General features: G+C 64.2%; 6 protein-coding genes and 1 tRNA gene. 3 read left to right on the forward strand and 4 right to left on the reverse strand.

Annotation, left to right across the window (positions count from 1 at the left end):
* Positions 1-7 precede the first annotated feature (7 nt).
* From K8I61_03415 to K8I61_03430, 4 genes are all read right to left on the reverse strand, one after another.
* On the reverse strand, positions 8-4,318 hold the full coding sequence (locus K8I61_03415) for a translocation/assembly module TamB domain-containing protein (GenBank protein MBZ0271059.1): 4,311 nt from the start codon (positions 4,316-4,318) through the stop codon (positions 8-10).
* Between the two features lie 342 nt (positions 4,319-4,660).
* Positions 4,661-4,733, reverse strand: a tRNA-Gly gene (locus tag K8I61_03420).
* A gap of 326 nt (positions 4,734-5,059) precedes the next feature.
* Positions 5,060-6,004, reverse strand: coding sequence for an AAA family ATPase (locus K8I61_03425; protein ID MBZ0271060.1), 945 nt, complete (start codon positions 6,002-6,004; stop codon positions 5,060-5,062).
* 221 nt (positions 6,005-6,225) lie between these two features.
* On the reverse strand, positions 6,226-7,911 hold the full coding sequence (locus tag K8I61_03430; GenBank protein MBZ0271061.1) for a carbon starvation protein A: 1,686 nt from the start codon (positions 7,909-7,911) through the stop codon (positions 6,226-6,228).
* A 184-nt stretch (positions 7,912-8,095) separates the two neighbouring features.
* Between K8I61_03430 and K8I61_03435 the strand changes: the two genes are divergently transcribed.
* The 3 genes from K8I61_03435 (at position 8,096) to K8I61_03445 (ending at position 12,598) form a co-directional block, all read left to right on the forward strand.
* Positions 8,096-8,509, forward strand: a complete 414-nt coding sequence (locus K8I61_03435; GenBank protein MBZ0271062.1) for a DoxX family protein — start codon at positions 8,096-8,098, stop codon at positions 8,507-8,509.
* 488 nt (positions 8,510-8,997) lie between these two features.
* Entirely contained in the window at positions 8,998-10,572 is a 1,575-nt protein-coding gene (locus K8I61_03440; GenBank protein ID MBZ0271063.1) for a DUF2334 domain-containing protein, read from the forward strand.
* A 247-nt stretch (positions 10,573-10,819) separates the two neighbouring features.
* Positions 10,820-12,598, forward strand: coding sequence for a DUF2334 domain-containing protein (locus tag K8I61_03445; protein ID MBZ0271064.1), 1,779 nt, complete (start codon positions 10,820-10,822; stop codon positions 12,596-12,598).
* Positions 12,599-12,749: the final 151 nt, after the last annotated feature.

Raw genomic sequence — 12,749 nt, forward strand, 5'->3', positions numbered from 1 at the left:
CATCATCCTATTGGAAATCGATCTTGAAACGCACGCCGGTTCCGAAGGCGCCGGAAGATTCCACGTCCTCGTATCCGGCCATGTTGCTCCAGGAGCCGACAAGCGCGACGTAGCGCAGGAAATCGTATTCGAGCTCGGACCCGAGCGTCTGGTCCACAAGCCCGCGGTACATCGTGAGGTAGAGGTCCTTTTCGACCTCGCCTGTCACCTTCACGCGCGCGGTGCCGCCCGCGGAATCGACGCCAACGTCAAACCCGGTCGCGCCGCCGGCGAGCTTGCTTAGCTGGCTCCCCACCAGGCTCTGCGCCGCGGCCGCCGCGGCCTCGTCGCCGCCGCCGGATCCCCCGGCCATGAACTCGTCGTAGCTCGCTCCCGTGGCAAGCATGAAGAAGATGTCGCGCTCGGTGCGCGGCGGATCGGACGCGAATGAGATGTTGTAGTTGAGCGGCGTACCCGCGATGGAGACGTAGATCTTCGAGCCCCGCACCTCCGTTTGCGCGTTGATGTCGAAGCTCGGGAAGATGCGCTGCTCGTCGTAGAACTGGATCGTCGCGTACGACACGTCGTAGGTATTCTGGAGCACCGTCGCCCAGCCCTCGACCACGTCCACCGAACCGCGCAGGCCCGGCGTCACGTCGTTGCCCACGAGCACGAGGTCGAACTTCGTCTCGATCTCCGCGAGGTTCGACATCAGCATCACGTCGCCGTCCGCGCGCAGCGCGATGTTGAAAAACAGCGACTCCTCGCGAGCCTCGTAGGTTTCGGTGCCCTTCACCTCTTTTTCGCGGCCGACTTCCGCGAGCTGGTTGAAAAGTTCGATGAAGTCGATGTTCTTCGTGTACACGGCCTTGTCCACCACAACCTCGCCGGAGATCTCGAACTTGCCCTTGTTCGCGCCCGTGCGGATCGTCGTGACGAGCAGATCGACCTTCTCGATGACCGCCTCCAGGTACGGATCCATGCCCGTGCGCACGTTCTTCAGGCGAACGAACACCTGCACGTCCGTCACGTCGTCCTCGCCCTTGGCGAGGCGAATGCGCCCGCCGCCTTCCAGGCGCCCGCCGCCGATCGCCGCGCGCAGGCGCTCGATCTCCGCCGCGCCGTCGCCGTATGTGATGAGCACGTCGATGTTTTCCACCGGCGTCGGTACGCCCTGCACCGCGACGGAGCCGTCCTCGATCGTGACCTCCGCCGTCGCGCGATCGACCGCGAGATCGGACGGGATGCGCGCGACCACGCGCACGCGGCCTTTCGCGTCGGTGAGGATCTCGGTGAACTCCTGCCCGACCGAAAGCGCGGCGACGAGTTCCAGCCGGAAGCCGCCCGCCTCTTCGGTCACTGTCAGGTCCACGCCCTTGCCGGCCAGGCGGAACGAACGCACGTTCAGATTCCCGCCGGCGTATTCGATCTGGACCGGCTGCGCCTGCCCGGACTCGGACTGGTTGCGGATGACGAGCGCGTTCTTGCGGAAATAAATCTCGTCGAGATCGACCGACGCGGCGAGCGCGTTCGGATCCGCGAGGTTTCCCGACAGGGTGACCGCGCCGTTCAGGCGGCCGGCGACGATTTCCTCGTCCGAATCCGCGGGCGGGGCGTCGGTCGCCGGCGCGACGCTCGCTTTTTTCGGAACGCGTTTGCCCAGCTCGTCCTTGTCCGACTTCAACGGCTCGAGGAAGCTTGAGAAATCGAACTTGTCGAACACGACCTCGCCCTCGACCGTGTTCGGCGCGTCGATGCCCACCGTCACGTCCACGCGGATGACTCCGACGTCCGACGGCGCCTTGGGCTTTTCGGGCGCCGGCGGCGGCGCCGCGGTGAAGTCCTCCGGCGTCTCCTCGCCGGTCAGTTCGGACAGCTCGTCCGGCGCAACCGACATCGGCTCGGGCTCGAGTTCCGAGTTGATGCGGCGGATCAGCCAGTCATCCGCGCGCACCGTCGGCGGCACCGCGATCTCCACCACGTCGCGCTGCGCGAGAAGTTCGCCGGTGACGTGCGCCTTCTTGTCCGCCACTTCGACCTTCAGGTCCGAATTGCCGAGAATCATCCGGTCAAACCGCGCGTTCCTGATCGACAGCACCGCCGTCGCGCGCGGGTCCTTGATCGTGCCCTCGGCGTCGACATCCAGTTTGATGTCCGCGACAAGCGGGATGCCCTGCGTCCGGAGGATGTCGGAAGCCTGCTCGTTCAGGTTGGCCGCGGCCAGGCGCAGATCGAGCTTGCCCGTCGCCGGGTCGAAAGTGCCCTTGGCCTGCACCTTCGCCTCGACCCATTGATCCTTCGGCACGTCCTTGCGGATCTTGTCCGCGCGCACGCCGTAATCGGGCCGCGGGGGCACGAGCTTGGTGACGATCAGGTTGCGGATGTCCACGACCCCGCCGTCAAGCGCCACGTCCAGTTCCACGGATTTCACGTTTTCGCCGAACGCGGTCGCGTCCTCCACGTCGAGTTTCGCCTTGCCGGTCAGCCGGTCGGCCGGGCCTTCGACGTGCGCGGTCATGGCGACGAAGCCCTCGGCCTCCATCTCGGCCATGCCCGCGATTTCCAGGAAGTCCTCGATCGGCGACCTCGGGATCTCGACGTCCGCGGTGATCTTCGGCGTCGTGCCGGAAAGCAGCGCCTCCGCGGATAGCTTCAACGTCGCGTCGTCCTGACGCACCACGAGGTTTGAGACCCGCGCCTTCTTGCCGGCCATCGACGCGTCGCCGGAGATTTCGTCGAGCCGGTACGCGCCGAACGCGAGATCGTAGCCGCGAATCTCGGCCTGCACGTTCGGGTTGCCCGTCGTGCCCTTCGCCGCGCCCTGCACGCGCAGCTTGCCGGCGAGCTTCTGCTCCATGATCGGCGAGAATTCCGAAAGGTCCTTCGCGTCGACCAGGAATTTGAAATCGAGCGCCTGGCTTTCGAGCCCAAGCTTGCCCTTGGCGTCGATCACCGTGTCGCGCGAGCGGAAATCGAACCGATGCACGTCGAGCGCGGCGGGCGAGTAATCGATGTCGGCCATGAGGCTCGCGCGCGGAATCGCGACGATGTCGGTGTACCGCGTGTCGTACATGCGCAAATTCGCGTCGGCGCCGATCTTCATGAACTCGCCGCCAAGCCGGCCGCTCGCGTTGATGTCGCCGGTCAGGTGGCTCGCGACGCCAAGACCCTCGAGCCCGTAATCGGCGAGCACGCGTTTGACGTTCAGGTCGTCGATCTCCACCCGCGCCTCAAGCGGCATCTCGTCCTTCAATCCGAGTTCCGCGTCCGCCGCGACGACGCCGTCCGCAAGCATCAGGTAAAGCTCCGTCAGCTTCGCGCGGTCCTGGTTCGCATCGAACAGGATGCGAAACTCGCGAAGGTCCATCGCGTTGACGCGCCCGCCCTCCATGCCGATCTTGCCGTCCACCTTCCAGTCCGGCAGCGGCGCCTCGGCGTGCGCGGTCAATACGAGCGTGCCGGCAAGGTCCGGCTCCGGCATGAACAGCTTGTTCACCTTGTCGATGTCGATGCGGCCGTTCACGTCCGCCTCGGCGACCATCTCCGTGAGGACGTCGCGCGCCTTGGCGGTCGCGTCGATCTCCACGTCCGGGATACGCAGCGAAAGCCGCGTGATCGCGCCGCTCCAGGTGGCAAGCGAGAAATCCGCGTCGGCCTGAAGGCTCGTCAGCGTGTCGCGCAATTCGCCCGCGCGGAAGGCGCCGTCGCTGATGCGCAGCAAGGCGTGCGTGTCGCCGGTGGACAGACTGCCGTGCGCGTCAAGCTCGATCGAACGCACGGCCACTTCCGTCTCCGGCCCCTCGATCGCCGGGTCGGCGTCCACGTCGAGATAAAACTGCACGCCGCGGATTTCGATCTTCTCGATCTCGATGGGCAGCTTCAGGTCGGGCGGGCCGGTGTCGGGCTCGTCCGGCTTTTCCTCGCCGGGCGGGAAGGGCAGGTTCGCCAGGCCTTTCTCGTTAATGAACAAGTAATTCGACGCGCCGTGCAGCGTGACGTGCTCCACGACGACCTGCCCGCGCAAAAGCGGCCAGAACGCGGTTTCCAGCTCGAGCGAATCCACCTCGGCGAAACGGCGTTTGAATTCGCCCTTGGCCGGGGTGATGTACGCGCCCTTCAAATCGAGCGTGACCGGAAACAGCGAAAGCTCAAGGCTCTCCACGCCGATGTCCGCGCCGAGCGACTCCTCGATCGGCGGCAGCGCGAGGCCAAGAACAAACGAGGTAAACGTGGAGGATTGCAAAAGGAAGTTCAGCGCGAGCAAAACGACGACGACAAAACCGACAAGGCCGCCGATGGCGATGAGCACCCATTTGGCGATGGCCTTGACGATGCTCATCGGCGCCCCATTCCGCCGCGCCGCGCACGGGCGTCATCGACGTTCCGGCCGGGCGCCGGAGCCGTCGATCCGCGCCGTGTCACCGGCGCCTTATTTGGCCGCGATCCGGAAAGATCCGGATCGCCCGCCGCAAAGGGCCGGGCCAGGGCGCCGCTCGGAGCAAAACGGACCACGCGGTTCGGCCTCCCCATTTGTCGTTCTCCCGCGGGCGGGGCATCGCAACGCCTTTCCGGCCATGCCCCGCCGACAGGACAAAGGCTCCAATCCCTCGGACTGGAGCCTTTGCGGAAATCGAACCGTACACGACGCATCCGCCGGTGCGAATGGCCCGGCCTGGCGTCAAGCGGGCGACGGGCTTCGAACCCGCGACCCCGAGCTTGGGAAGCTCGTGCTCTACCAACTGAGCTACACCCGCGCGCCCGACGATATCGCCGAGACGTTCCCGCGCCCGCCGGCCGGGCGGCGGAACGCGTCCAATCTTCGCCTAAGCGAGAGCGGAACCGACTATAGAAACCGACTTTTGGGGTGTCAAGAATCATTAAAGAACGCGCGCGCGATTGTAACGGTACGCAACGCCATTCAATCCGTGCCCGTGCCCTGGAAAAGCCTGGAAGCCTGGAAGCCTGAAAGTCGGGAAGGTCGTCGAAAACCGCGGTGCGTTGGTCAACGGGCCCATGATGTCCATTCCGTCCATGATGTCCATCTTGTCCATCCGCGGAAGCGTGCCGGCTTTCCGGTCTTTTATTTTCCGAGAAACCCGAGGATCTCGTCGATGCTGCCCGCCTTTAGAAAATCCCAGTCCGTGTCCGCGCGCTCGCGGTCGCCGGGCTCGCCCTCGGAAAGCAGCCGCTCCACGATGCCAAGCGGCTCGCGGCGCACGAGCCCGAGATCCTCGGCGATCTGCCCCACGGTCTCGACGGTAAATTTCCTTGATCCGTTGAGCACGCCCCAGAGCAACAGGTTGTCGCAGACGGTGTTGATCGTCCGCGGCGTGCCTTCGGAGACCTCGTGCACGCGGCGCAGCACCGCGTCGGAGAACAGATCGCCCCTTCCGCCCGCCGCGACAAGCCGATGCGCCACGTAATGTGCGGTCGCCGCCGCGTCGAACGGCGACAGCTTCACCCGAAGCGCCACGCGGTTACGCAGCGGCGGATCGAGCGCGAGCGCATGCTCCGTTTCCGGCAGGCCGAAGAACACGAAGTTGATGAGCTTGCGCCCGGAAAGTTCGATGTTGAGAAGCCCGCGAAACTCCTCCATGAGTTGCCGGCTCGCCAGCATCTGCACCTCGTCCACGAGGATCACGGCCGTCTTTCCGGCTTCATCAATCTGACGCAGCCGCGCGTAAATCCGCGAAAGCAGCGTGAGTTTGTCCATCTGCGCGTTGCCGCAGCCGAGCAGCCCGCCGATCTTGCGCAACAGCCAGTCGGGCGTGACGTCCGAGTGGATAACGACAAGAAGCCCCTTCACGTATTCGTCGCCCGAAAGTTCGTCGAACATGCGCCGCGCGATGGTGGTCTTCCCGTGCCCGACCGGCGCCGTGCAGACCGCGAGTCCGCGCCGCGCTTCCACCGCGAAACGCAGCTTCGCCATCGCCGCCTCGTACGGAGCCCCCGGCCAGAACATCCGCAGATCCGGCGCGTTCGTGAACGCCTCGTGCGTCAGGTTGTAGTGCGCAAGATAGCTCATCGTCCGCCCCACGGATTCCGGACGGCCCGCGCAAGGAAAACACGCGTTTGCACGATGCCGCCACGTTAAAACGAACCGCCGCGAAGAATATTGGAAAACATCCGATAAATCAACAGCTTCGTCGGCCAAACCTCATGTTGGGGCTTAAGTCTGAAAGTCTGGAAGTCGGGAAGTCTGGAAGGTCGTCGCAAAGGGGCGCCTGCCTGAGCCCTCCGGCGAAGTCAGGCCTCCGGCTGGGCCTGCCATCGCTCGCCCCGAAGGCGCCTTGCGACCGCGATCGACTCCACGATCATCCACGCCTCGAGCGCGAGCACAACGGCGCCGACGACGAAAAGCACCCATTGGCCGGTCGCGTAAAAGCGGCCGAGATTCAGCAACATCGCCCAACCGGTCATGCCGATCATGAAGATCATCGGGAACACCATGAACCAGGTCGGGCGGCCGGTGCGCACGAGAAAGACGTACATCACGACGAATGTGAGCCCCGCGAGAAGCTGGTTGGTCGTGCCGAAAAGCGGCCACAACATCAGCGCGCCCGTGCCTTCCTTGTTGGTCAGCGCAAAGAGCATCGCCGTGCCGACCGCGATTTCCGTCGCGGCGTGCTTGCCCGTCAGCCGCGGCAGGTTGTATCCGCGCGCAAGCTCCGCGACGACGTAGCGCTGGATGCGCGTCGCGGAGTCGAGTGTCGTGCTCGCGAACGACGCGACGAACACGCCCATGACGGTCGCCAGAAGCGCGTGCGTGACGGGGTAGGCTTGCGCCATGATCCACGCCGAACCGTCGACGAAAGAACCGACCGTCGCGCCAAGCCCGCTCGACGCGCCGAAGTCGCGGTAGCGCGCCGCCCACGCCGCGTGATCCGGAAAGCCCGCCGTGCACGCGATGATGACGAGCACCGCGAGGAAGCCCTCGAGCAGCATGGAACCGAACGCGATCGGCAGCGCGTCCGTCTCGCGGTCGAGCTGCTTCACCGTCGTGCCGCTTGAGGCGAGGCTGTGAAACCCCGAGATCGCCCCGCACGCGACGATGACAAAAAGCATCGGCAGCATCGGCGGCGCGCCCGCCGGATGCGGATCGAACGCCGGCGCCACAACCGCCGGCCGCGCGATCAGCACCGCGAACACGAGCAGCCCCATCACGATGAAAAGCTGGTGGCTGTTGATGTAGTCGCGAGGCTGCAACAGGCGATGCACCGGCAGCGTCGACGCGACGTACGAATACGCCAGCAGGATGACGATCCAGGGGATCGTCGGCGAGACGCCCGCGATTGCCGGCATCTCTAGCGGAACGCGGTATCCGACATACACGAACGCGAACATCGCCGCCACCGCGAGAAACCCGCCAAGGCGAAGGTTCATCCGCCGGTTGATGACGAAGTACGACAGCGCGACGGCGATCGGCACTTCGGACCATACCGCGAGCACCGACTGCGGGTATTGCTTGAAGATCACCGCGATCACCCAGCCGAAAACGGAAATAACCAGAAGCAGAAGGAAAAAGATGATCAGCAGGAACAGCGTCCGCGCGCGCGGGCTGACGATGTCCTCGGCGATCTCGCCGATGGAGTCGCCGCGATGCCGCGCGGAGATGACAAGCGCCCCCAGATCGTGCACCGCACCCATGAAGATCGGCCCGACAATCACCCAGCAAAGCGCCGGCAGCCAGCCCCAAATGACCGCGATCGCCGGACCGACGATCGGGCCCGTCCCCGCGATCGTCGTGAAGTGATGGCCGAACAGAACCTCCGGCTTCGTCGGGACGAAGTCCACGCCGTCCTGACGCGCGTGGGCCGGCGTTTTTGCGCTCGCGGAAAGCGCGAAGACACGCCCGGAAAGCCAGCGGCCGTAGATACGATATGCGACGAGATAACCCACGGCCGAAAACACGACGATGGCAACGGTCGACATACGCGGCTCCTTGCACGGGGCAAACCCACCGATCCGGCGTCATTGTCGCGCCGGCGACCGGTTCCGTCTTGCTCCGCCGATTCGAATGGTCATTATAAACAACGAAATCGCGCGCGCGTCACGTCCCCGGCCGGACCGCGCGCCGCGATCGTTTTGAAAGACGGAAAATATTGGGGAGGCGTGTATGCTCTTTTCGGGTCTAGAACGGTATCGCGATTTCGGATTGTTCATCCTGCGCGCCGGCGTGGGCGCCATGTTCGTGACGCACGGGTTTCCCAAACTCGAAGGCGGGCCGGAACTTTGGGCGAAGGTCGGCGGCGCGATGGCCAACATCGGCATCGACTTCGGGCATACCGCGTTCGGCCTCGCGGCCGCGCTGACCGAGTGTCTGGGCGGCATCGCGTTGATTCTCGGCCTCGGCACGCGCGTCGCCGCGTTGTTCCTTGCGTTCGTGATGGGGATCGCGGCGACGCACCATCTGTCGCGCGGGGACGGGCTGGCCGGCGCTTCACACGCGATCGAGCTTGGCGTCGTTTTCCTCGCGCTATTCGTCATCGGCGCCGGGTCGTACAGCGTGGACGCGAAACTCGGAAAATAGCGCGCCTCCGGCGATGTCGGTGCCGCAAACACCGCGCGGCGCTCGGCGCCGCCGTGCCCGTGACGTTGTTTGCATCCGCCCATCACGTCCATTCGGTCCATGATGTCCATGCGTCCATCGCCATTCGGCGGATTTGCCGGTCGTCCGAGGGATTTTGAATAAAAAAAAAGCGATACCGGAGGGGCAAAAACCGGTATCGCGAGAGGAGATTTGCCCTGCCGCGAAACCGCTAAGTTCCGGGCAATCGCAAGGATAACTATGAGCAAGTCCCGTGCCCAAACGCCGTATATGCGTAAGCCCTTGATTTTTATGCGTCTTGGCAATTCAACGATTTTGGACGGCACCCGTTAGCGCGACAGATTTCTGAAAAACCGTGACGAAAATTCAAGATTCCTCGCCCCGCGACGTGCGCGTCGTCTTGACCGTGACCGCCTGTGCGCGGACACTCGGAACAACGTGAATCCCCATTTTCCCGGAGCGCCTTGCCGATGACGCACGCCCTGCGCCTTGCTTTCGCGGTGACTTTCGCGACCCTCGCCGTGCTGGCCCTTGCCGCCCCCGTCTCCGCCCGCACCGTCATTTATTACGACGACGCCGGCGGCGACACCGACGGCATCACCATGTCCAACATGTTCCTCAACATGATCGGGCACTTCGACCCGGACGTTTCGACCGCGCCCATCGACGAATTCGCGGGTGCCGGCGCGGGCGATTTCGTCGTTTATATCGGCCATCAGGACGAATCCGGCCTGTCGGACGACTTTCTGGAAACCGTCGTATCCGGCGAGGTCCGCACGCTGTGGATCTACAACAATTTCTGGAAACTGGCCGAGGTCGAAGGCAGCGAGGCGATCGGGTTTTCCGTCGATGACTGGATCGAAAACGACGGCCGCGACGCGATCCGATACGGCCATCACACCGTCGAGCGCAAAATCGACCTGTCCTACTACAACGTCAACGTGACGGGCGAACATGTGAAGGTGCACTCCACCCTGACGTCGCTTGACGGCGCCGAACAGCGCCCGCACTTCCTTTGCGGCAACAACGTCTGCTTTTTGTCGGAGATGCCGTTTTTCGCCGAGGGCGTGGACGAGCGCCTGTTCGTGCTCGCGGATTGCCTGCACGAGTTCTACGAGACCGGCGCGCCGGCCGAGCGCCTCGCGATGATCCGCGTCGAGGACCTCTCGCCTGGTTTTGTCAGCCCCACGCGCCTCGTGGCGCTCGCCGACGAACTCGCGGCACGCGACGTGCCGTTCGGCTTCGGCGTCATCCCCGTCACGCGCGACCCGATCGGACTGTATTTCGGCGGTGTGGACACCACGCTGACGCTCGCGGACGACCCCGATTTCCTTATCGCAATCGACCACATGATGGCGCGCGGCGGCACGATGGCGATGCACGGCTATACGCACCAGAACGGCGACGGCATCACCGCGCACGACTGGGAGTTCGTCGAAAATCTCGACAACGACCCCCTGCCGCAAGATTCCGGGGACTGGGTGCGCGACCGCGTTACGAAGGGCCTCGCCGAGCTTTGGAGCGAGGGATACGAGCCGCTGATCTGGGAGACGCCGCACTACGGCGCCTCGCACGGCGCGTTCGGCGTGTTCGCGGAATATTTCGATACCTACTGGGACCGGCCGCTCATTTTCCCGTTCCGCCCCGGCGCCGAGGGCGTGTTCGGCGAGGATATCGAGCCACTCTCGCAGATCGTCTATCAATACACCCCCGTCAGCGTGTACGGCATGGGCATCATCCCGGAAACGCTTGGCCTCATCGATCCCGCGGATGTCGCCGGATCGGCGCAGGCGATGCTCGATCGCGCCGAACGCATGACCATCATCCGCGACGGCGTCGCGTCGTTTTTCTTCCACCACGGCTCGATCGAAAACGAAGACATCCTCGCGCTCGTCGATGAGTTCCTCGATCGCGGCTATCGCTTCGTCTCGCCGGAGGAATACGCCGGCGACGACGGCATGGACGGGCAGGAAGCGCCGGAGGACTTCGGCGATGAGGATGCCGGCGACGACGACGATGACGACTCGGGAGGCTGCGGCTGGTGAGCGGAATGCGAAGTGCGGAATGAATCGCATAAACAAATTCGAAAATGCTCGCGCAAATTGTCACCCTGAGCGAAGCGAAGGGTCTAGCCACGCGCCACCACGGAATGAGATCCTTCGCTTCGCTCAGGATGACAACCCGCCGGACTAACTCTTCGATGAACTTCCAGCCTTTCAGCCTGTTCTCGACCGCTTTCCGCTCATGATCGAAGCGGATAATCCGATAGGTAGAGACAGGAAGGAAACGACCATGAAACGCACTTGCGCCCAAATCTTCTTCACGGTTTTCGTTGCCGTGGCGGCCCTTGGCCTTGCCGCTGCGCCCGCCCAGGCCAAGTCCGTCATCTATTACGACGGCACGGCCAGCTCCGGGCAGGGCGTTCTGATCGCCAACATGACCTACAACCTCGTCGGGCATTTTGACCCGGACACGGTCACGATCGACGTCGCGGGATACACGCTTGGCGACATGATCGCGTACGAACACGTGCTCTACGTGGACGATCACGGCGGAAACCTCGTGCCCGGCGCATTTCTGGAGGACGTCGGCAGCGGCGTGCACCGCGTCATGTGGATCGGCGCCGATTTCGAACAGCTCTGGGAATACTGGGAAACCACCGCGCCGTTCGGCTTTCGCGGAACGGGCTACGACGACGGCGACGGCGAGGATGCGATCCTCTACAAGGGCCGCGCCGTGCCCCGCGACGAGGAATATTCCTACTTCGGCGTCGAGATCGACGGCGCCGTCGATGTCTATTCCTGGATGACGTACGCAAGCGATCCGGACGAAGATGTCCCGCACTTCCTTTGCGGCGGCAACCTGTGTTTCTTCGCCGAGATCCCGTTCTACTTCGAAGGCCAGGATGACCGAATGCTCGTGCTCGCCGACGTGCTGCACGAGTTCTACCAGACCGGCGTCGCCCCGAGCCGCCGCGCGATGGTGCGTTTCTACGAGATGGCCCCGGTCGTCACCGATTCGCCGAACCTCGTCACGCTCACCGCGGGCCTCGCGTCGCGCAACGTGCCGTTTTCCGTGTCCGTCATCGCGGTCTACAAGGACCCGCAGGCGTGGACGTGGCCGACCCCCGTCGAGTTCCATTTCGACGACGATCCCGCGCTTGTCACGCTGCTGCACGACGTGGTCGATAACGGCGCGATCCTGACCATGCTCGGTATCACGCACCAGAACGATTTCGACAACGGCACGACGGGCGATCCGGAATTCGTCATCAACGGCTACGCGCTCCCGCTACCGTTCGACTCCGACGTGTTCGTGCGTGACCGCATCGAGTGGGGCCTGTCCGAATATCACGACCAGGGCCTTGAACCGGTCGTGTGGGAGACGCCGTGGCATCTGGCGAGCCAGGGCGACTACTCCGTGTTCGCGGAATTTTTCGACTACTACCTCGACCAGCCGCTCGTGTTCCCGTATCCCATCGACGGCGCGCCGCAGTTCGCAACCGAGTTTGGCATCACCCTCACACAGACGATCCCGTTCGAGTCGACCGTGGGAAGTTCCGGCCTTGGCATCGTGCCGTCGAACATGGGCTGCCTGTTCCCGGGCCTTCCCGGCTACGACGTTGAGGACATCCTCGACCAGGCCTACCGCCTGTCGATCGTGCGCGACGTGGTCGCGTCGTTTTGCGCGTATTCGAACGTCGATTTCGACACGCTGATGGGCCTTGTCGACGACATCACCGACGAAGGTTTCGAGTGGGTCGATCCGGGCGACATTGTCGATCTCACCGGCGACGACGACGATGACGACGCCGCGGACGACGACGCGGCGGATGACGACATGGACGATGACGCCGCCGATGACGACATGGACGATGATGCGGCCGATGACGACATGGACGACGACACGGACGACGATGCCGGCGACGACGACAGTTTCGATGACGACAATTTCGGCGATGACGATGCCGGGGACGACGACGATGCCGGCGATGGCGGCCTCGGCGCTGACGCGGATGATGACGATGACGACGACGGACTGCTGAGCGGCGGCTGCGGCTGCGGCTGCTGAAATCCCGCGCACCGCGATGTCAGGGCCGCAAACGCAGTCGCCCCGCTCCGAGCGGGGCGGCGAAGTGCGCGGTCGGCACCGCCCCGGAAAAAGACGAAAGCGGCGATGCCAAGGCGATATCGACCGCGCACTTCGCCGCCCCGCTCGGAGC

Source organism: bacterium (assembly GCA_019912885.1).
GTDB lineage: Bacteria > Lernaellota > Lernaellaia > JACKCT01 > JACKCT01 > JAIOHV01.